This window comes from Trichocoleus desertorum ATA4-8-CV12, from assembly GCA_019358975.1.
In the GTDB taxonomy this organism is placed as follows: Bacteria; Cyanobacteriota; Cyanobacteriia; order FACHB-46; family FACHB-46; genus Trichocoleus; species Trichocoleus desertorum_A.
Genome location: JAHHIL010000012.1, coordinates 1 through 22,036, shown reverse-complemented (window position 1 = coordinate 22,036; position 22,036 = coordinate 1). Strand labels below are relative to the sequence as shown.

General features: G+C 51.1%; 15 protein-coding genes. 8 read left to right on the top strand and 7 right to left on the bottom strand.

Annotated features, from left to right (window positions below; genetic code table 11):
- Positions 1-44: 44 nt before the first annotated feature.
- A complete protein-coding gene (locus KME12_11560) occupies positions 45-827 on the bottom strand; it encodes an RNA polymerase sigma factor SigF (GenBank protein ID MBW4488415.1) in 783 nt (260 codons plus the stop codon).
- Between the two features lie 467 nt (positions 828-1,294).
- On the opposite strand from KME12_11560, the gene KME12_11555 reads away from it, so the two are divergent.
- Positions 1,295-1,810, top strand: a complete 516-nt coding sequence (locus KME12_11555) for a hypothetical protein (protein MBW4488414.1) — start codon at positions 1,295-1,297, stop codon at positions 1,808-1,810.
- Between the two features lie 60 nt (positions 1,811-1,870).
- Here the strand turns inward: KME12_11555 and KME12_11550 are convergent, their stop codons facing one another.
- From KME12_11550 to KME12_11535, 4 genes are all read right to left on the bottom strand, one after another.
- The gene (locus KME12_11550; GenBank protein MBW4488413.1) at positions 1,871-3,940 is read right to left on the bottom strand and encodes a response regulator; all 2,070 of its coding nucleotides are present in this window, start codon (positions 3,938-3,940) and stop codon (positions 1,871-1,873) included.
- 4 nt (positions 3,941-3,944) lie between these two features.
- On the bottom strand, positions 3,945-4,586 hold the full coding sequence (locus tag KME12_11545; GenBank protein ID MBW4488412.1) for a chemotaxis protein CheB: 642 nt from the start codon (positions 4,584-4,586) through the stop codon (positions 3,945-3,947).
- The gene (locus tag KME12_11540; protein MBW4488411.1) at positions 4,540-5,358 is read right to left on the bottom strand and encodes a protein-glutamate O-methyltransferase CheR; all 819 of its coding nucleotides are present in this window, start codon (positions 5,356-5,358) and stop codon (positions 4,540-4,542) included. Before KME12_11540 ends, KME12_11545 begins: the two co-directional genes overlap by 47 nt.
- Positions 5,359-5,430: 72 nt before the next feature.
- Positions 5,431-12,132: a HAMP domain-containing protein gene (locus KME12_11535; protein ID MBW4488410.1), complete on the bottom strand. Its 6,702-nt coding sequence runs from the start codon at positions 12,130-12,132 to the stop codon at positions 5,431-5,433.
- A 507-nt stretch (positions 12,133-12,639) separates the two neighbouring features.
- Here KME12_11535 and KME12_11530 point away from each other — a divergent pair.
- The 4 genes from KME12_11530 (at position 12,640) to KME12_11515 (ending at position 17,456) form a co-directional block, all read left to right on the top strand.
- Complete coding sequence (locus KME12_11530; protein ID MBW4488409.1) at positions 12,640-13,146, top strand: hypothetical protein; 507 nt, start codon at positions 12,640-12,642, stop codon at positions 13,144-13,146.
- Between the two features lie 25 nt (positions 13,147-13,171).
- Positions 13,172-14,227 (top strand): folate-binding protein, encoded by a 1,056-nt coding sequence (locus KME12_11525; GenBank protein MBW4488408.1) that lies wholly within the window; start codon positions 13,172-13,174, stop codon positions 14,225-14,227.
- A 76-nt stretch (positions 14,228-14,303) separates the two neighbouring features.
- Positions 14,304-16,652 carry a CHASE2 domain-containing protein gene (locus KME12_11520; GenBank protein MBW4488407.1) on the top strand — a complete coding sequence of 783 codons (2,349 nt, stop codon included), beginning with the start codon at positions 14,304-14,306 and terminating at the stop codon, positions 16,650-16,652.
- A gap of 24 nt (positions 16,653-16,676) precedes the next feature.
- Positions 16,677-17,456: an ion transporter gene (locus tag KME12_11515; protein MBW4488406.1), complete on the top strand. Its 780-nt coding sequence runs from the start codon at positions 16,677-16,679 to the stop codon at positions 17,454-17,456.
- On the opposite strand, the gene rsmI is transcribed toward KME12_11515, so the two are convergent.
- Together rsmI and KME12_11505 are read right to left on the bottom strand one after the other, a co-directional pair.
- Positions 17,453-18,313 carry a 16S rRNA (cytidine(1402)-2'-O)-methyltransferase gene (gene rsmI, locus KME12_11510; protein MBW4488405.1) on the bottom strand — a complete coding sequence of 287 codons (861 nt, stop codon included), beginning with the start codon at positions 18,311-18,313 and terminating at the stop codon, positions 17,453-17,455. The genes KME12_11515 and rsmI overlap by 4 nt on opposite strands.
- Positions 18,314-18,345: 32 nt before the next feature.
- Positions 18,346-18,564 carry a hypothetical protein gene (locus KME12_11505; protein ID MBW4488404.1) on the bottom strand — a complete coding sequence of 73 codons (219 nt, stop codon included), beginning with the start codon at positions 18,562-18,564 and terminating at the stop codon, positions 18,346-18,348.
- Between the two features lie 95 nt (positions 18,565-18,659).
- Here KME12_11505 and KME12_11500 point away from each other — a divergent pair, with 95 nt between their 5' ends.
- From KME12_11500 to KME12_11490, 3 genes are all read left to right on the top strand, one after another.
- Positions 18,660-19,514 (top strand): sugar kinase, encoded by an 855-nt coding sequence (locus KME12_11500; GenBank protein MBW4488403.1) that lies wholly within the window; start codon positions 18,660-18,662, stop codon positions 19,512-19,514.
- 215 nt (positions 19,515-19,729) lie between these two features.
- Positions 19,730-20,389 (top strand): fasciclin domain-containing protein, encoded by a 660-nt coding sequence (locus KME12_11495; protein MBW4488402.1) that lies wholly within the window; start codon positions 19,730-19,732, stop codon positions 20,387-20,389.
- 212 nt (positions 20,390-20,601) lie between these two features.
- The gene (locus tag KME12_11490; protein MBW4488401.1) at positions 20,602-21,798 is read left to right on the top strand and encodes a tetratricopeptide repeat protein; all 1,197 of its coding nucleotides are present in this window, start codon (positions 20,602-20,604) and stop codon (positions 21,796-21,798) included.
- The last annotated feature ends 238 nt before the right edge of the window (positions 21,799-22,036 follow it).

Below are 22,036 nucleotides of genomic sequence, written 5' to 3'. Positions count from 1 at the left end.
ATCTATGGCTAACTTGGGTTGCTAATCATGGCGCTAGCTAAATTCTAGGGGTCAGTTTGCAATTCTTGAGGCTGGAGATAAGCCACCATCTGCTGAATGCCTCTCTGGATGCGTCGGGTCACCGTCATGGGGCTGACCTCAATCCGCTCTGCCACTTCTTTGCGTGACAAGTCACTGAAGTACACTAGCTCGATCGCCGCTCTGGTCTTGTCTTCTAGCTGGCTCAGCGCTCGCTGCAACTGCTGGCGATCTTCTTCGAGCAACTGCAAGGTCTGGTAGTGAGCATCGGGTATCATGTCGCCGAGAGTCACTGTGGAGTCTACTTGTTGCGAAACCGTAGCATCCAAGCTCAGCAAGGAGCGATTCTTCCCTGCGAGTTTGATGTCGCGCCACTCATTGACCGAGACGCCTAGCTCACTGGCGACTTCTGCGTCCTGAGGCTGCCGTCCTAAATCTTTCATCAACGCTTCGCGCACCTTCTGCCCTTCCTTCTGCAAGTCTTGCCAGCGCCGAGGAATCTTTACCGTGTTGCCGCGATCGCGGAGGAAGTGGAGCATCTCACCGCGAATGTAGGGAACGGCGAAAGAGCTGAAGGCACAACCTTGGGAAGGATCGAAGCGCTCAATGGCGCGGATGAGACCGAGATGACCGATTTGCTCCAGGTCTTCGTAAGGTTCTGCACACTGATGGCTGACTTGGTGAGCAATCTTCCGCACGAGTCCAGCATTGAGACGGACGAGTTGGTTGCGCCGAGAGACGGAGGGATTCTGGTGGTAAGCGACCAGGAGTTCCATGACTTGAGAGCGGGGAGAAGATTGAGTAGCCATCACACAGAACCTTGCATCAGAGTTGAACTCATTCTCGCGATCGCACCCTATAAAAAGGAGCGTTGATTCACGGGAATATTCATCGCCTCTGTAGATACGGTCAGGGGAAACACGGATCTATCGTTTCTCTTCAGCTTGGGATTAAGCCTTTGGGGAGATGCTTTTTCTACCACTAAACAGATTAAGTTTGGCGATCGCCTGCTCAGTAAATCTCCGAAAGTGCTGATCTGAGGCGGGTTTTACTGAGCGGCGTTGACCTGCTGAGAGCTTGGTTAAGGCTGTTTTGCTTTCCTGATGAAACGTTACACAGAGTTACAAGGGGTGGACTGCCCTTTTCCTTTATAAAGAATGATCAGGAAGTTTTCTGAAGCGAGGCTGGGGCAAAATTATCCGGAACTCAAACCAGAAAAATTGTAGTCATTAAAACTACAGCCTTTCAAACTGCTCAGCTCTATGCCAGGTCATTTATGTTCACCTCCCTGAGATTTACGCATTTTGCTTTATTCACAGGACTGCTTGTAGGACTGACAACGGGGGTTGCGGCTCACTTTAGCCGTACTGAGTTGTCCTCGGCGCTGGTTAGCCAAGCGGTCACTCAGGTTGAGCCAGCAGGGAGCAAAGACAAAGACACACGAGCGGCTTACAGCCCTGTATCCCTTGACCAGTTCACTCAAAGCGGTAGAAGTCTCACGGGGCAGCGGCCCAGTGCGATCGTGGCTCAGTTATTTGGGGCAACGGAGGGTTTGTCACCTTTGGGACTGGAGCAAATGGAGATCCGTTATGCTGAATCTGGGGAAGCGATCGCCCTACTGGCCCAAACGGGACGACAAGATGATTCGGTTAATGGGGTGAGATACCGCGTGGAACTACAACCTCAACCCAGCGACATCGGGAGCCAATGGCAAGTTACCTGGGTCGGACAACAGTTTAAGTGCCAACCGCAACGGGGTCAGCAAGATTGGGCTATAGCTTTGTGCCTGTAAGCCAATCCAAATTCAGAATTTTAAGCTTAGAAGCTCAAGCCCAAAGATCTCAGCTCTGATCTAAGCTTGGAGCTGAGAGGCTGGTGCCACTAACTTGGCGACCGCTGCGACTAACTCTCCTGGCTCTATAGGTTTCGCTAAGTGCATTTGGAACCCCGCTTCGATCGCGCGTTTGCGTTCCTCTACCCGGGTATAGGCAGTGAGAGCGATCGCGGGAATATTGCCCCCTTGCTCGGCCTCTAGACTCCGAATTTTACGAATTAATTGGTAGCCATCTGCTTGTGGCATGCCAATATCGCTTACTAGCACATTGGGCTTAAAGTCACCCAGTGCTGTCACCGCATCCGCCGCAGATGCCACGATGGTCACTTCAGCTCCGTATTGCGCTAAAGCCGTTGACAAAAACTCTCTAGTATCTGGATCATCATCGACTACAAGCACCCGCAAGCTAGCCAGCGAAGGTACCTCTGCATTCACTGTCCCCAGATGTGTCATCGGATAGCCTTCTTCTGCACCTTGAGGGTCAATCAGAGTGCCTGCTTGTGGCAATTGCACAATAAATCGTGCCCCTGGGCCGTCTGGATTGCTGCTTGCTTCCACCGTACCGCCATGCAACTCGACCAAATGCCGCACGATCGCCAGACCCAAACCCAAGCCGCCGTAAGGTCTAGTCGTGGTGCTATCGGCTTGTCGGAAGCGATCGAACACGTAGGGTAGAAACTCAGGACTGATACCTATTCCCGTATCTGTAACTTGAATTCGAGCATAGCGTTGTGGTGGGGCTTGTCCATCGTCGCTAGAAGTATCCTCTTGACCAAAGGATAAACCCACCTCCACTTTGCCTTCCTCAGGCGTGAACTTAATTGCATTCGATAGCAAGTTCCAAACTATCTGCTGGAGACGATCTGGGTCTCCCAGAACCAGCTCTCCGCCTGGATCAAACTTAGTTTCGAGCTGAATCGACTTGCCATCCGCCATTGGTTGCAGGGCATCGATCGCGGCTTCAATCACCCCTACTGGGTTGACCGGACGGATCATCAGCCGTAGTTTGCCACGAATAATGCGAGACACATCCAGAATATCTTCAATCAGTTGGGCCTGGACTTTGGCATTACGTTCAATCGTTTCTAGCGCTTTGCTCGTGGTTGCTTCGTCAAATTTACGAGTTCGCAGCAGCCGAGCCCAGCCCAGCATGGCATTGAGCGGGGTACGCAGCTCGTGAGAGAGGATGGCGAGGAATTCATCTTTAATCCGATTGGCTGCTTCTGCCTCCTGTCTGGCAATCTGCTCGCGCATGAACTGTGATCTGGCTGCTTCTGCCTGTTTGCGCTCCGTTACGTCTTCAATCGTGCCGACATGCCCCAAGAGCTTGCCATGATCCGAAACCATTGGAGACGATCGCACATGAGTCCAGCGAATGCTGCCATCGGGGCTTTGAAAGCGAAATTCATCAGAATATTCTTGGCCTTTCTGGGTGTAAATTGACCACTCTTGGATCGCGCGGCTTCGATCCTCTTGGTAAACCGATTGCAGCCAACCTTCTCCTAAGCTCGCGGCTTCATCTAAACCGCAGATGACTTGGTAGCGGGGGTTCGTGTAAATGCAGCTACCCGCTATATCGGTCAGAAAAATGCCCACAGGTGAACAGGCGCTGAGGGAGCGAAAGCGTTCTTCACTTTGCTTCAGGTCTGCATTCATCGCTGCTAGCTGAGCCGCTTGCTGTTTCACCTCTTCGGTTTTCTTGAAGAGATCGACAAAAACGGCAACTTTAGAGGTCAGAATTTCTGCCTTAACGGGTTTGAACAAGTAATCGACTGCGCCTAAAGAGTAGCCTTTAAAAACCAGAGAATCGCTACTACTAAAGGCGGTCATGAAAATGATCGGGGTATGCTGCGATCGCGTCCGTTCCCGAATCAAGGTAGCTGTTTCAAAGCCGTCAATCCCTGGCATCTGTACGTCTAGCAAGATTACCGCAAAATCTTGGTCGAGCAGGCAGCGCAGGGCTTCTTCGCCGGAGCTCGCCCTGACCAAGTTTTGGCCTAATTTTTCCAGAATTGCCTCTAAAGCCAGTAGGTTTTCCGGATAATCGTCAACCAGGAGAATATTAACTTTGGGTTCAGACGACGACATGGGCTCACCTTATGACAGGCTGACAAAGATGGATCAAGCGAGGGGCAATATCTGCCAGGGGTAAAATCCAGTCTACGGCAGTTGTTGCGATCGCTGCTTTTGGCATCATCTGACTCTCAGCAGTTTGGGGATCTTGGACAATAGCCAAGCCACCACAAGCTTTGATTCTAGCCAAACCCTGGGCTCCATCTCCACCCGACCCGGTTAAGATAATACCAATGGTGTGATGACCATAGGCATCGGCGGCTGACTCAAACAGCACATCAATCGAGGGCCGAGCATAAGACACAGGCATATCTGTAGAGAGCGCAAACCAACCCACTGACTCTACTAATAAATGATAGTCAGCGGGAGCTAAGTATACGTGGCCAGGCACAATGGCTGCTTTATCGGCGGCATCTTGCAGCGGCAGCAGACTGCAAGATTGCAAAAACTCACTGAGACCTGTATTGGATTCTTTATGCCGATGTTGCACGATCGCGACTGCCGCTGGAAAGTTGCTGGGCAATCCATTCAGCAGGGTTTCGAGGGCAGAGAGGCCACCCAAAGAAGTTCCCACGACGACTAACTCAAAGTGTGGTTGCCGTGGAGCTTGCTTACTACTGAATCCGTCGGTAAAGCTTTTCACGCCTTTCCAACTCCTCATAACGATCTTCGTATTTTGTCAGGCTTAGAGTCTCTTGCTGACCTAATCCTAAGATGCCAAATGTCCCTAGACTCTCATATAAAAGCTTGTGTACCCGATCCTGCAAGGTGTTGTTGAAATAAATTAAGACGTTACGACATAAAATCACATTGAATTCGTTGAACGAACTATCAGTGGCTAGGTTGTGCTGAGAGAAGATCAAATTTTCTTTGAGAGTTGAGCGAAAAATCGCGTTGTCGTAAGCTGCCGTATAGTACTCAGAGAACGAGTACTTCCCCCCTGCCTTGAGATAGAGCTGCGTGTACTCCTGCATCAGGTGGATGGAAAAGATACCAGCCTTTGCTTGGCGTAGAACCGATTCATTCATATCTGTGGCATAAATACGGCAGCGGTGATATAGCCCTTCCTCGTGCAACAAGATAGCCATAGAATAAACTTCCTCCCCTGTGGAGCAGCCCGCATGCCAAATTCGAATAAACGGATAGGTGCGTAACAGCGGCACCACCTTTTGCCGAAAAGCTAGGTAGAAGGTGGGGTCTCGGAACATAGAGGTGACATTCACCGAAAGACCGAGTAGAAATCGTTCTAAGCACACAGGGTCATGCAGTAGCCTTTCTTGAAGACCAGAGATGGTTCTCAAGTTTTCGGCCCGAACCGCATTCCAAATCCTCCTTTTGATAGAGGCTAAGGCGTAGTTACGAAAATCGAATCCGTAGTGACGGAATACTCCTTCCAGTAGCAACTGAATCTCTAGTTCCTCAAGGTTGTTCATTTGATATAGAAGTTATTAAAAGTGTAAAAAGCAGGAGCAATCCGTTCTTACACTTTTAATTTTGCCCTCTACCTATTGGTACAACCAGACACGTAGGAGAGATAATAACTGCTCTGTATCAACTGGCTTGGTGATGTAATCGGAAGCTCCTGCCTCAATGCACTTCTCGCGATCGCCTTGCATGGCCTTAGCGGTGAGCGCCACCATTGGTAGGGCATCAAAAACACTCAGCTGTCGGATGGTTTGCATGGTTTCGTAACCATCCATTTCTGGCATCATCACATCTACGAGCACAATGTCTACATCTGGGTTGTTTTGCAACACGGCAATGCCATCGCGGCCATTTTCGGCATATAGTACCTGCATTTGATACCGCTCTAGAAGGCTGGTCAGGGCAAAGATGTTGCGGACATCATCATCCACAATCAGCACCTTCTTATCCGCCAGAACAGGGTCGTTTTGGCGCAGTTGCTCTAACATCTGACGCTTTGGTTGAGGCAAGTTTGACTGCACTCGATGTAAGAACAGGGCCGTTTCATCCAAGAGGCGTTCGGGCGATCGCACATCCTTAATGATGATAGTTTCGGCCATCCGTTTCAGCTCAGTTTCTTCTTGCTGGCTCAGCTCCTTGCCTGTGTAAACAATAATCGGCAATTTCGCTAGTCCCACTTCCTGTTTTAAGGCTTCAATCAGCTCTAACCCTGTCATGTCAGGCAGGCCCAGATCGAGCACGATACAGTCAAAGTGGTTGTCTTTCAAAGCTTCGAGAGCCTCGGCTCCAGACCCAACGGCTGTGGTTTCGACATCGCCATTGCCGATCAGTTCGACAATGCTTTGGCGTTGGATTTGATCGTCTTCTACCACTAAAAGGTTCTTGACTCGACGCTCGACAAATTCTTTGATTTGAGTCAAGGCGTTGGTCAAGTTTTCGCTGGAGATCGGCTTTTGCATATAGGCGATCGCTCCTAGTTGCAAGCCGCGTTGTCGCCCTTCTTCCACCGTCAGAATGTGAACTGGAATATGGCGGGTATCGGGGTTGTGCTTTAAGCGATCCAATACGGTCCAGCCATCCATATCGGGTAGGCGAATATCCAGCATCACGGCATCGGGATTGAAATCACGGGCCATTGAGAGACCCATGTTGCCCCGCAAAGCCACCAACACTTTGAAGCCTGCACTACGCGCCATGTCGATCAAGACGCGGTTGAAGTTAATGTCGTCTTCAATAATCAGCAAGACGCGATCGCTGGGTTCAATATTGGTACGGTCATCGCTGAGTTCGGGCAACGGCACCATCGGCGAATCAAGGGCTGACTCAGACAGATTCAGAGCTGCAATGTTGGCAGCTAGGCTTGTGGCAGAGAACGCAGTGCCAGAACCATCTAGACCATTGGCGACATCCCGCCGTCCCAGTTCTACCCGGATGGGGGATTGAGGGGCTGGAGTTGGAGCTTGGGGTGGTGCTTGGTAAGCCTGAGGTAGATACAGAGTAAAGGTGCTTCCTTGCCCCGGAGCGCTGGTCAGTCTAATTTCACCGCCTAAGAGACGGGCAATTTCCCGACTAATCGAGAGGCCCAATCCAGTGCCGCCGTACTTCCGGCTCGTCGTGCCATCTGCCTGCTGGAAGGCCTCAAAGATGATTTTCTGCTTATCGGCTGGGATACCAATGCCCGTATCAGTGACGGAGAAGGCAATCACTGTGTTGGCACGGCTCAAGCTTTCTTTTTCCGGGTTCCAACCTTGAGCCGCCGCTGTCATCGTCAAGGTCACAGAGCCGCGATCGGTGAACTTAAAGGCGTTGGCCAGCAGATTCTTCAAGACTTGTTGCAAACGCTTGGAATCGGTATAGATGGCGCGAGGTAGGCGATCATCCAGCTCAATGTTGAACTGTAAGCCCTTATCCTGAGCGACTTGGCTAAAGGTGCGGTCGATGTAACCGCGCAGATCCGTGAACAACATCTGATCAATATCGACCGACATGGTGCCCGATTCGATCTTGGCTAAGTCCAAGATGTCGTTGATCAGTTCCAGCAGGTCTGTTCCGGCGGAGTGGATGGTCTGGATGTACTCGACTTGCTTTTGGCTCAAGTTGCCATCCGGGTTGTCGGTCAAGAGCCGCGCCAGAATCAGCAAGCTATTCAGCGGCGTGCGGAGTTCGTGGGACATATTCGCCAAGAACTCGGACTTGTACTTGGAGCTGAGGGCCAATTGTTCGGCTTTTTCCTCCAGCGATCGCCGTGCTTGTTCGATTTCGCGATTCTTGCGCTCCACTTCTTTGTTTTGCAGTGACAGCAACTCGGCTTTTTCTTCCAGTTCTTCGTTGGTTTGCTGCAATTGTTCTTGCTGGTTCTTCAGCAACTCTTCCGAAGCCTTCAGCGATTGGGCTTGTTGCTCTAGCCGCTTGTTGGTGTCGGTGAGTTCCTTCTGCTGGACTTGCAGTTCTTCGGCCAAGGATTGAGACTGTTTCAGCAGTTCCTCCGTCCGCATACTGGCCGCGATCGTGTTTAAGACGATGGCGATACTTTCAGTCAGTTGGTCGAAGAAGGTAAGGTGAATATCACTGAACTGCCGGAAGGAGGCCAGCTCAATCACCGCAGTTACTTGGCCTTCAAATAGGACAGGCAACACCACCACATTGCGGGGTGTGGCTTCCCCAAGCCCAGAACTAATTTTGATGTAGTCGTCTGGGACTTCGGTGAGCAGAATCCGTTCCTTCTCTAAGGCACATTGACCCACTAACCCTTCGCCGATACCAAAGCGGTTTGCCAAATGCTTGCGCTCGCGATAGGCATAAGTGCTAAGCAGCTTCAGGAAAGGAATGTGCATTTCGCCCGGTTCCATTAGGTAGAAGACGCCATGCTGGGCCGAGACCAGTGGAGCCAGTTCTGACAAGATGAGCTTGGAAACCGTTTCCAAATCGCGCTGACCTTGCAGCATGCGGGTGAACTTGGCCAAGTTGGTCTTGAGCCAGTCTTGCTCCGTGTTCTTTTGCGTCGTTTCGCGCAGGTTGGCGATCATCTGGTTGATGTTGTCCTTTAGGACTGCCACCTCCCCTTGCGCCGCCACAGAAATCGATCGAGTTAGGTCGCCCTTGGTTACCGCAGTTGCCACCTCCGCGATCGCCCGCAGCTGAGTGGTGAGAGTGGCCGCGAGTTCGTTGACGTTGTCGGTCAAGGCGCGCCAGGTTCCCGAGGCACCCGGTACTTTCGCTTGACCGCCCAGTTTTCCTTCGATACCCACCTCACGGGCCACTGTCGTCACCTGATCCGCGAAGGTGGCTAGCGTGTCGATCATCTCGTTGATCGTGTCGGCTAGGGTTTCGATTTCACCCTTGGCATCCAGCATCAGCTTGCGTTTCAGGTCACCGTTTGCCACCGCCGTTACTACTCGCGCAATCCCCCGCACCTGTGCAGTGAGGTTCCCTGCCATCGAGTTCACGTTGTCGGTCAGGTCTTTCCAGGTGCCTGCCACCCCGGTGACTTGCGCTTGACCGCCCAGTTTTCCTTCGGTGCCTACTTCACGGGCTACCCTGGTTACCTCAGAGGCAAAGGAGCTGAGCTGGTCCACCATCGTATTGATCGTGTTCTTTAGGTCGAGAATCTCACCTTTCACATCCACGGTGATTTTCTTCGAGAGGTCGCCGTTCGCGATCGCCGTTGCCACCTCCGCAATGTTCCGTACCTGGGCGGTGAGGTTGCCTGCCATCAAGTTTACGTTGTCGGTCAGGTCTTTCCAGGTCCCCGCAACGCCTCGGACGTAGGCTTGTACCCCCAGTTTTCCTTCGGTACCCACCTCTCGCGCCACTCTGGTTACCTCAGAGGCGAAGGAGTTGAGCTGGTCCACCATCGTGTTGATCGTATTCTTCAGCTCCAGAATCTCGCCTTTTACGTCTACCGTAATCTTCTTGGAGAGGTCACCATTCGCCACCGCCGTCGTCACTTCCGCGATGTTCCGCACCTGGGCCGTTAGGGAGCCTGCCATGAAGTTTACTGAGTCGGTCAAATCTTTCCAGGTGCCCGCGACCCCTGGCACGACTGCTTGCACACCGAGTTTCCCTTCGGAACCCACCTCCCGCGCCACCCGCGTTACTTCAGAGGCAAAGGAGTTGAGCTGGTCCACCATCGTATTGACCGTGTTCTTCAGCTCTAGAATCTCGCCTTTTACGTCTACCGTAATCTTCTTGGAGAGGTCGCCATTCGCCACCGCCGTCGTCACTGCGGCAATGTTTCGTACCTGGGCAGTCAGCGAACCTGCCATGAAGTTTACCGAGTCGGTGAGGTCTTTCCAGGTGCCTGCGACCCCTCGGACATCGGCTTGCACACCCAGTTTTCCTTCGGAACCCACCTCCCGCGCCACTCTGGTTACCTCAGAAGCGAAGGAGCTGAGCTGGTCCACCATGATGTTGATGGTATTTTTCAGCTCTAAGATCTCACCCTTCACCTGCACCGTGATTTTCTTGGAGAGGTCACCGTTGGCGATCGCCGTCGCAACCTCCGCAATGTTCCGCACCTGGGCTGTCAGGTTGCCTGCCATCGAGTTCACGTTGTCGGTCAGGTCTTTCCAAACCCCCGCCACGCCTCTTACTTCGGCCTGTACCCCCAGTTTTCCTTCGGTACCTACCTCGCGTGCGACTCTGGTCACCTCAGAAGCAAAGGAGCTGAGCTGGTCTACCATCGTGTTGATCGTGTTCTTCAGCTCCAGAATCTCGCCTTTTACGTCTACCGTAATCTTCTTAGAGAGGTCACCGTTCGCTACCGCCGTCGTCACTTCCGCGATGTTCCGTACCTGAGCGGTGAGGTTGCCTGCCATCGAGTTTACGGAGTCGGTCAGGTCTTTCCAGGTCCCTGCAACCCCTCGTACTTCCGCTTGCACACCGAGTTTTCCTTCGGTTCCTACCTCCCGAGCGACTCTAGTTACCTCAGACGCGAAGGAGTTGAGCTGGTCCACCATGATGTTGATGGTATTTTTCAGCTCCAGAATCTCGCCTTTAACGTCTACGGTGATTTTCTTGGAGAGGTCGCCGTTCGCTACCGCCGTCGTCACTTCCGCGATGTTCCGCACTTGGGCGGTCAACGAACCCGCCATGAAGTTTACGGAGTCGGTCAGGTCTTTCCAGGTCCCTGCAACCCCTCGGACATCGGCTTGACCACCGAGCTTCCCTTCCGAGCCTACCTCCCGCGCCACTCTAGTTACCTCAGAAGCGAAGGAGTTGAGCTGATCCACCATCGTGTTGATTGTGTTCTTCAGGTCGAGGATTTCACCTTTAACGTCTACGGTAATTTTCTTGGAGAGGTCGCCATTCGCCACCGCCGTCGTCACTTCGGCAATATTTCGGACTTGCGCGGTCAGGTTGCCTGCCATCGAGTTCACGGAGTCGGTCAGGTCTTTCCAGGTACCTGCCACACCCCGTACTTCAGCTTGCACACCGAGTTTTCCTTCCGTACCCACCTCCCGAGCAACTCTGGTTACTTCAGAGGCGAAGGAGTTGAGCTGGTCCACCATCGTGTTGATCGTGTTCTTCAGCTCTAGAATTTCGCCTTTGACGTCTACCGTGATCTTCTTGGACAAGTCACCGTTCGCCACTGCGGTCGTCACTTCCGCAATGTTCCGCACCTGGGCGGTCAAGGAGCCTGCCATGAAGTTTACCGAGTCGGTCAGGTCTTTCCAGGTGCCTGCCACCCCGCGCACTTCCGCTTGACCACCGAGTTTTCCTTCCGCACCTACTTCTCTCGCTACACGGGTTACCTCAGAAGCGAAGGAGTTGAGCTGGTCCACCATGATGTTGACCGTGTTCTTCAGCTCTAGAATTTCGCCTTTGACATCTACGGTGATTTTCTTGGACAAGTCGCCATTCGCCACCGCCGTCGTCACTTCCGCGATGTTTCGTACCTGCGCGGTGAGGTTGCCTGCCATCAAGTTCACAGAGTCGGTCAGGTCTTTCCAGGTGCCTGCTACGCCTTTGACTTCGGCTTGTACCCCCAGTTTTCCTTCGGTGCCCACCTCACGGGCGACTCTGGTCACCTCAGAAGCGAAGGAGTTGAGCTGGTCCACCATTGTGTTGACGGTGTTCTTCAGCTCCAGAATTTCGCCTTTAACGTCTACGGTAATCTTCTTAGAGAGGTCGCCATTCGCGATCGCGGTCGCAACTTCAGCAATATTCCGCACTTGTCCGGTCAGGTTGCCTGCCATCAAGTTGACGTTATCGGTCAAGTCTTTCCAGGTACCCGCTACGCCTTTGACTTCGGCCTGCACTCCCAACTTACCCTCGGTGCCCACCTCCCGTGCTACGCGAGTGACCTCAGAGGCGAAGGAGCTGAGCTGCTCCACCATCGTGTTGACGACTTGAGCCGTCTGTAAAAACTCGCCCTTGAGCTGGCGGCCTTCAATTTCAGTCGGAATCGTTTGAGACAAGTCGCCATGCGCTACAGCCCGGATTACACGCGACGTTTCTACGGTCGGCTGCACTAAGTCACTAATTAAGCTGTTGATCGACTCCAGACACGCCCCCCAAGAGCCGCCCGCGTTGCCAAGGGATGCTCGCTGAGTAATTTTGCCTTCTTTGCCGACAACTTTGCCAATCCGCTCCAGCTCCTTCGTCATCCGCTCGTTCAGCTCGATGACATCGTTGATAGCATCGGCAACCTTCCCCGCCATTCCGGTGTACTCATCAGGCACGCGGATTGAAAAGTTACCTTTTTTAACGGCACCTAGTATTTTTAGTAACTGTCTAAGATCCAAGTCTTCGGTATCTTTCGCGGCTGGTTCAGCGGGCATAACCTGATCCTTTGAGAACAATGAGGATACGAATTGTTAGGGATTTATTACTGCCAGCCAAATCTGTACTAGGTCAGATCTGCGGCTGCGGCAGTCAAGCAGAAAGAGCAGAGCTAACAAACTGAGCGCTTAGCTGAATTGAATCGAAAGTAGAATAGCTTTCGCCTATTATCTGGTGTAAGGGATGATACCTGACTTCTGCCAAAAGGTAGATGCTAAATCTAAAACAACAGTCTTGGGGGTTAGTTGGATTCGTACGGCAGAAAAACCTGGATTGTGCTGAACGGTGAGTGATTCGGCACAGTCTATTTCTGAACTCAATGCACTCCTAACTTGATCAAATCTAAATCAAAATTGCCTGCTCTGGGGCAAGTCGGATGCAAGCGATCGCTAGATAGGTTTACCCTTTGCGATCGCGGTCAGGGGATAGTTTGGATTACTGTGGTGATAAAGAGCATTGGAGCGATCGCTGCTTTACAACCTCAAAATTTAAGATTTTTATTTTTTATGAAGCCGCATTTTCAAGATCAAGTTGCTTGGGCGCAAGCCGAATTGCTGATGCAGCCTGCTTTTATTCGCTTGTTGGATAATATCCGCAAGCAATTAGACCAATCAGATTGGAAAGGCAGCTATCAAGACGTTCAAGTTTGGCCTGAAAACACACCAGAGCCGCTTAAAGCTGAGGTAACGCAACTGCAAGCTGAGCTAGCCACGGCTTCACCAGAACAAACTTCTAAGATTGAACAAACTTTGGCTCAGCTACCGACTCCCTTTCCCGGTTACCTCTTGTGCTTAGAAAAACAAGGCCAGCAAGTGCAAGTTGATCTGTGGGAGCTGTGCTACCAAGTTTGTTTCCGTAACTACCAGGTGTTGCAAGATAGCTCTAACCAACAACCAGTTGAGATTGACACCAGCTTGATTGATGATGAGATGGGGGAGGTCGATTGGAACCGCTTAGATGAAAAGGCTCGACAAATCATTGAGCAAGTGTTTGCAGACCTACCCACACGCTAAGTTCTAGAGACCCTGTTGAAACCGCATGACTCAAGATTTGCATCAACTTCAAGTGGCTGCTGGGGCTACGTTTGAAGAGATTGGTCAAGCCACCGTTCCCGTGAGTTTTGGCAATGACCCTGTCGCCCTTGAGGCTGCTCAGACGGGAGTAGCACTGTGCGATCGCTCCCACTGGGGCCGCATTCAGATTTCCGATGCCGATCGGCAGAATTTCCTCCACAACCAAAGCACCAACGACATCAAGCGTTTGCAACCCGGTCAAGGCTGTGACACTGTGTTTGTCACTTCAACGGCCCGCACCCTGGATCTCGCGAGTGTTTATGTCACAGAAGAGACGATTCTTTTATTGGTCTCGCCTCAGCGTTGCCAGAGCTTGCTGGATTTTCTCGATCGCTACATCTTTTTTGCCGATCGCGTCAAGCTGACCAATCTGACCACAGCCACTGCAACCTTTAGTGTACTTGGCCCTCAGAGCGATGCCTTACTGGATAAACTGGGAGCAGGTGAGCTGATCGGTCAACCCTACGGCAATCATGCTCTGTTGTCCCTAGGAGACAGTGAAGTTCGAGTTGCGGTGGGTAGTGGTTTAGCAACGCCTGGTTACACCTTGTTTGTCGCGGCTGAGGCTGCGGCAGGCTTCTGGCAGCAGTTAGTCAGCTTGGGAGCGGTGCCTTTGGGCGATCGCGTTTGGGAGCAACTACGAATTCAGCAAGGCCGTCCCGTACCAGACCACGAACTCACAGAAGACTACAACCCTTTAGAAGCAGGTTTGTGGCCCACCATCTCCTTTAATAAAGGCTGTTATATCGGTCAAGAAACGATCGCGCGTCTGGATACATACAAAGGAGTTAAACAAAAACTTTGGGGCCTTCGTCTCAGTGAGCCTGTGGCGGCGGGGAGCATCATTACCTTAGGGGACGACAAAGTGGGCGTTCTCACCAGTTCTACCACCATTGCTCAAGCAGCGGTTGGGCTTGGCTACATTAGAACCAAAGCGGGGGGTGCGGGGTTGCAAGTTCAAGTGGGTACGGCCCAAGGGGAGGTCGTCCCTGTGCCTTTTTTGACCCATGAACGACAATAGAAAAATTCGTTGCAACCTCTGTTTCAAGCGCGGCAATTCTTAATCCCATCCCTGGAGGAAACCAGGCAGCAAACGTATGAAGCGGCAGTTCCGGGAGTTAGGATGGCGACTGCTTCCAGGGGGAATCACAGCATTAGTGGTCGCCAGCTTGACTGCTTTAGAGGCTTGGCAGCCATTAGAACAGATTGCCTACAATACGCTGTTCCAACTACGGGGCGCGATCGCTTGGGACTCCAGGGTGGTCGTTGTAGGGATTGATGACCAGAGTCTACGAGAATTAGGGCCGTTTCCTTGGCCTCGGCAGCAATATGTTCAACTGCTCAGCGTTTTATCTGAAGCTGAGCCTAACGTCATTGCTTTAAATGTAGTTTTGACCGATCAAGGGCCACAAGACACCCAACTGGCGGCAGCAGTACAGCGGCAGGGGCGAGTGATTTTGGCTCAAGCTTGGAACAGTACCGGAGAGCCACTGCTACCCAGCCTGCCCCTCCGCAGAGTGGCGTTTGCTGTCGGTCAAGTTTACAAGAGACAAGATTCTGACGGGCTAACTCGAAAGATTGACTTACAGGTGCAGGGAGTACCTGCCTTTGGTTTAGCCGCTGTTCAGGGATATAGCTTGGTCCAAGCATCGGTAGAGCTGCCCAATTTGCAGCAACCTTTTTGGGTCAACTGGCCTGGGCCTGTGCGTCAACTCCAGCATTACTCTTTTGTAGATGTGGTGCAGCAGCAAGTCCCCACCCAGGCTTTTAAGGACAAAATTGTGGTGGTGGGGATGACGGCAGCAGGGCTTGATTCACTGCCCACTCCCTTCGATCGCAATCCCCCAGCTAGTGGCACCCATCTACATGCTGCTGTCATTAGCAATTTGCTCCAGCACAACTCTCTACGGCTATTGCCACGATCTTGGCTAATCTGGCTGTTTTTGCTGGGCGGACCTGGCTTGAGCTATGTGATGAGTCATTGGTCTACGGAGCGACAAATTGGCTTGTGGCTTGGGCTCTGTTGCGCTTGGGGGATGGCTGGGCTGCTGCTGCTGCACCTGGGTTATTTAATACCTGTGGTGTTGCCCATTATTCTTTTTAGCGCCACGGCTGGCACTGTCTTGATTGAGGAACGATTGCGCGAAAATGCTTTGCTCCAACATGAAGTACAGCAGCTTTGGCAAGCTCATCATCAAGACCTCGTGCAAGATGTTGTGGCTCGTACTGCTAGCCCTACCGAAGCTAAGCGATCGCACTGGCAACCGCTCCATCAGCCCGCTTCGATGCAACACGTGGCTCAGTTAGCTTTACTGGCAGAGCAATTTGGCCGATCGCAGTCAGCGCAAGCAGCGATCGCTCGGAGTCTTTCGATTGGTCTCTTGGCCGCTGATCTAGATGGCTTAGTGTGGTTTTGCAATCCAGGGGCTGCTAAATGGCTAGGGATTCAAGTGGGCGATCGCCTTCATGCTCAACTCATTCCCCAGTGGCTGAGCCAAGAGCAGTGGCAGTTAGACCTACAGCTTTTAAGACAACAGCAGCCCGTGGCTCCCAGAGAACTGCTCCAAGACGGCACCTGGTTTGAACTGAAGCTAGAACCATTGCTGTACAATAGCGCCGAGACAGCCGCCGAGACAGCTATTGAGAGACAGGCTGCTCCTTTGGGTGGTTTATTGCTAATCCTAGAAGACATCACTGCGAGGAAGCAAATCGAAGAAAACTTGAGCCACCAAATGGAAGAATTGCAGCGCATGAGTCTGCTTAAGGATGATTTCTTAAGTACCGTTTCTCATGAGCTACGTAGCCCAATGGCAAATATGAAAATGGCTATTTATATGCTCAAAATTGCCAAAACTCAGGAGCAAGAAGATCATTATTTCAGAATTCTGCAAGCGGAATGCGATCGCGAAATTAGTTTAATTAATGACTTATTAGACTTACAACGTCTAGAAGCCGCAGCCAAGCCCTTTAATCCAGAAACAATCGATCTCAATGATTGGCTTCCTCGACTTGTGGAGCCATTTGAAGAACGGGCTAGCAATCGTCAACAAACCATTCAAGTGCAAATCCTCTCAGAACTGCCACTGTTGGTTTCGGATCAACCGAGCTTGGAAAGAGTGCTGGCGGAGTTGCTGAATAATGCTTGCAAATATACACCTCCGGGTGGCGAAATTAGTGCGATCGCTCGCTTTGAGTCTCCCTATATAGAATTAAGTGTGAGTAATTCTGGCTCAGAGATTCCTGAAGTGGAGCTAACCCGCATCTTTGAAAAGTTTTACCGGATTCCTCGCAACGATCGCTGGAAACAAGGCGGGACTGGTTTAGGCTTAGCTCTAGTCAAGAAATTGGTGGAGCATTTGGGAGGAGGAATTCGAGTTGCAAGTAGCATCGAGCAAACCACATTTACAGTTTCGCTACCTACCCAATTCTCTCCGCCTGATCTTTGACTTGTCAATTGGTGATGATTCTCAATGCTTTTGCGTCAAAAAGTTTCTTTCTATTTAGAAGATATTGAAACGCCGATCGGTATCTTGATTAATTTGGCGATCGCCAGTTTAGTCTTACTCTCTTCAGGCATTTTTGTCGCAGACACTTATGCAATCCCTGATACCGTTCGAGAACAACTCAATCTAGTTGATTCTATTATTTTAGTCATTTTTGCAGTGGAATATGTCTTGCGCTTTTGGTGCGCTGAGCAAAAAGCTAAATACTTTTTTAGTCTCTATTCGGCCATAGATTTAGTTGCGATCTTGCCCTTCTTTTTAGGCGTTACAGATGTTAGCTTTATTCGATTATTGCGCTGGTTTCGGATTTTACGGCTAGTCCGTTTTGTGGAAGGTACAGCTTTATTTGGTCGAGTGAGTGGTGAAGATAGCGCCATTTTTACTCGCATCTTATTCACCTTATTTGCCATTATCTTTATCTATTCAGGCTTGATCTATCAAGTAGAGCATCCAATCAACTCGGCAGGATTTAGAACTTTCTTGGATGCGTTTTATTTTTCTGTCGTCACCATGACCACAGTGGGGTTTGGGGATGTAACGCCGATCTCCGAAATGGGCCGCTTGCTCACGGTGTTGATGATTTTGACTGGAATTGCTTTAATTCCCTGGCAAATTGGCGACTTAATTAGGCGACTAGTAAAAACTTCCACTCAAGTAGAAACCCAATGTCCTGGCTGTGGTTTAGCCCTGCATGACCCCGATGCTCAGTTTTGCAAAATCTGTGGCACCAGCCTCAAGAAAACCTAACCTAGTGACTCCGTCGGCTCTGAAATGGTGAGCGCTAGTTGGTACAGTTGGCGGCGAGGTAAGGCAGTTTGTTGAGCGAGTTGGCGACTAGCTTGCGATCGCGAAATCCCCTGCCCCATTAGCACTTGTAGCTCTGCTTTCAAGGCGTCTTCGGTCAGTACGAGTTCTGTCGGTTCTGCACCCATGACCACTAGCGTAAATTCTCCGTGAGCTTCGCGGTTGCTGTAGTAAGCGATCGCTTCGGTCATGGTGCCGCGCCAGATTTCTTCGTGGAGCTTGGTTAATTCTCGACCTAAAGCAATCTCGCGATCGCCGCCAAAGGTATCTGCAAAATCCTGGAGGGTTTGTTGCAAGCGATGAGGTGCTTCGTAGAAAATCAGGGTGCGAGATTCTGGCTTTAAGGCTTCTAATCGGGCCCGACGGTCTGAGCCTTTGGCGGGTAAAAAACCTTCAAACACAAAGCGATCGCTGGGTAGGCCAGAAGCGCTCAACGCGGTAATTGCAGCACTGGGGCCAGGAATCGGCACCACTGGCAACCCCTCCTCCGCGCAAGCTTTGACCAATTCATAACCAGGGTCAGAAATTCCGGGCATCCCTGCATCCGTGACCAGGGCGATCGCTTGGCCTTGCTGCAACCGGCTGATCATCTCTGGGAGACGGCTGAGGCGATTGTGATCGTGATAACTAATTTGTGGCGTTTTGATTTGAAAGTGCTGGAGCAACTTTCCGGTGTGGCGCGTGTCTTCAGCCGCGATCGCGCTCACTTCTTTCAACACCTGAATCGCTCGGAAGGTCATGTCTTCCAGATTGCCAATCGGGGTGCCAACGATATACAGGGTTCCAGCTTTAATTTCCATGTGGTCATACTAGCCTTTAAATCAGTCCTGTTTTAAGCCACTTGAAGCCCCAGTTCGAATCGACCTACATATCCTTGCGCCTCTTTTGCTAGTGCCGCTTTGCTGAGTTGGAGCATCAGTTGCTCCCCTCCATCGCCAAAGATACCGTCGCGTTCGTTCCTCGTAAAGCGCTCTCCCTGAGACGCATAGGGAGGTTGGGCATAAACTTGGTCTGTGATCACATCATCGAAATAAAGCTGGGATTTGATCAACTGTCTCCTAGCGCCTTGGCTATTTTGGGGAAGTGAGTATCCTGCCTCTGTGCCTCTGTTGCGAGGGAAGCAGGAAAGATGAAACAGGAGAAGGTATGGCTAAGCGGGGATTGTTTGTGGGCATGGTGACTTTGGATATGGTGTATCTGGCTGCGGCACCACCAACCAACAATCAAAAATTGGTGGCATCAGACTACACAGTATCAGCTGGGGGGCCAGCAACCAACGCTGCCGTGGCTTTTAGCGCTTTAGGCAATCAAGCTACCGTTCTTGGTGTGGTTGGTAGTCACCCGATCACCCATTTAATTCGAGCTGATTTGGATAGTTGTGGAGTCGCGATCGCTGACCTTGCTCCCCATCGTACCGAACCCCCTCCTGTTTCCTCAATCATCACTACAGAATCGACCGGAGAACGAGCCGTAGTGTCAATCAATGCCAGCAAAATCCAGATGTCCCCCGATCGAATTCCCAGGGATATTTTGCAAGATGTGGAGGTGGTGCTGATTGATGGGCATCAGATGGCAGTGGGAGTGGCGATCGCCCAACAAGCTAAAGTACAAAATATTCCAGTCGTGGTAGATGGTGGCAGTTGGAAGTCAGGATTTGAGCAGGTGCTAGCGCTGACCGACTACGCGATCTGCTCGGCCAACTTTCATCCTCCCGATTGCCCTAACTCAGCCGCCGTTTTTACCGCTCTCATAAACTTAGGAATTCAACATATTGCGATTACCCAAGGCGACCAGCCCATTCAGTTCTATGACGATGGTGAAATGGGGGCGATCGCGGCTCCTCAAGTGGAGGTCGTAGATACGTTAGGAGCAGGTGACATCTTTCACGGTGCGTTCTGTTACTTTATTTTGCAAGCCAGTTTTAGAGAAGCGTTAGTAGCAGCGGCAACAGTTGCAGCCCAGTCTTGCACAGGTTTTGGCACTCGTCATTGGTTACGCTGAATCGTCATTTTTGCTGCTCAATCAAATCGTATTTCTATCTTTGGATAGTCATAGTACAAGAGAAAATTTGCTTTGAGGCGATCGCTTATTCCCTAGGATATAGATTGCTGGTTTTACGGCAAACTGATTTAAAAAAATGGGCTAGCTCCTTATAGAAACGTCATACTGTGACATATAACTTTGCAGTTTCTCTGCGAGATATTAAGGAGTTACGGATGAACCGATTAAATTCCATTAACTCATTCAAGAAACTTGCTAGCTTCATTGGACTTGCGACTGCTAGCACTCTGATTGGTTTGCCAGCCTTGGCTCAAGTGAATCCTAACCCCAGCATTTTTAACGAGCCTCCTTACAACCGCGCTCGTGGTGCTCAAGCCTCTCCATCGACTTCTACCCCTGCGGCACCTATCGCTCCTGCTACTTCAGAAGCTCCTCCGGCTGCCCCCACTGAAGCCGCTTCTGGCACTACCATTACCGCAGTTGCCGCCTCTAACGATTCTTTCAAAATTCTCACCGCTGCTCTGCAAGCCGCAGGTTTAACGGGCACGCTCTCTGGTGAGGGGCCATTCACCGTTTTTGCTCCAACAGATGCTGCCTTTGCAAAATTGCCTGCTGGTGCCTTGGAAGCGTTGCTGAAGCCAGAAAATAAAGAGACTTTAGTGAAAATCTTGACCTATCACGTTGTCCCTGGTGAAGTGACTTCAAGCCAACTCAAATCTGGCGAGGTTGCAACTGTGGAAGGCAGCCCTGTGACAGTTAATGTGGATGGCGGAGGAGTTATGGTCAACAAGGCCACTGTGGTTCAGCCAGATATCCAGGCCAGCAACGGCTTTATTCACGTGGTGGATACAGTCATTCTGCCCCCGACCCTATAACCCATGCTTAATGGGATCTCACTTTAAGCAGGTCAATCAGCTCATTCATTGGCTTCTGGCATTGGCTTCTGGGCTTAAGATTATTCACCCTGTTCAGGCTACTCTGGACAGGTTTTTTAGTGGGCAGTATTTAAGCAGACGAAGTTTGAGCAGATTGTAGGATCGAGCAGAAGCCTTAGAATAAAACGGTGCCTAACCCTTCCCCTCAATCTATGATGCTGAGCCTCTGCATGATCGTGAAAAATGAGGAAGCAACTTTGCCGAGCTGCTTAAAGAGTGTGCAAGGTGTCGTTGATGAAATGATTGTGCTAGATACAGGCTCCAGCGATCGCACCCCAGAAATCGCCAAAAGCTTCGGTGCCAAAGTCCATTTTTTTGAGTGGAGCAACGACTTTTCGGCAGCTCGGAATGAGTCCCTGAAGTATGTCCAAGGCGATTGGATTTTGGTGTTAGATGCTGATGAGCGTTTAGCGCCCGGTATTGTGCCCGCTCTGCGTCAAACCATTGGGAGTGAGCAACCTTATTTGTTGATCAGCTTGGTACGCCAAGAAATTGGTGCGGAACAATCTCCTTATTCGCTGGTTTCTCGTCTCTTTCGCAACCATCCTGACATTAGTTTTGTGCGGCCCTACCATGCAATGGTAGATGAGAGCGTATCCCTAATTCAGAGTATGGAACCGCACTGGCAAGTGGGCTATTTGCCAGAGGTGGCAATTCTGCACGAAGGATACCAAGCAGGAGCGATCGCAAGTCGAGACAAATTCACCAAAGCCAGGACGGCAATGGAGAGTTTTCTCAAACATCATCCTAGTGATCCTTATGTGTGCAGCAAATTAGGGGCACTGTATGTGCAAATGCAGGAAGTGTCTCAAGGCATTGAGTTGCTAAAGCGAGGTCTTAAATCAACCGCTGCCGATGCTTCTGTGTTGTACGAGTTGCACTATCACTTAGGCATTGCTTACAGTCGCCTGCAACAATGGGCAAAAGCCGAGCAACACTACCAACTGGCTTTGCAGCAATCGATTATGCCGAAGCTGAAACTCGGTGCCTACAACAACTTGGGCAATCTCCTCAAAGCAAAAGGAGATCTGGTGGGAGCAAAAGGAGTCTATGAGACAACTCTCAAAATTGACTCTACGTTTGCACCGGGTTATTACAACTTGGGCATGACTTTCAAAGCCCTAGGAGATCTGCCGCACGCGATCGCCGCCTATCGAGAGGCACTGTTTCTGCAACCCAACTACGCCGACGCTCACCAAAACTTAGGCGTAGCCCTATGGAAATTGGGTCAGGTGCAGGAAAGTTTAACCGCCTTTCGGCAAGCGATCGCCCTGCATCAGCAAAACAACAATCCTCTCGAAGCGCAAAGATTGCGTCAGGGGTTGAAGGAGATGGGATTTGAGCTGTAAGTCAGGAGCCTCAGGTAACGCCCTATAGCGCGATCGCCGCTCGACCTGCCTATGACCTGATTACTACGGTTGATATCAACGGTGATGGGGTTCAAGAAGCGATCGTGAGAAACACATGATTAGCATGGGAGGCTTGGTAGCCTCGTCTCTTTAGAGCGAGGTGGAAAAGCGACTCAAGCGGCTTTAGCCGCCTACTGGCTAGTGATGATGAGGATCTTCAATGTACCGCTGGATCGTA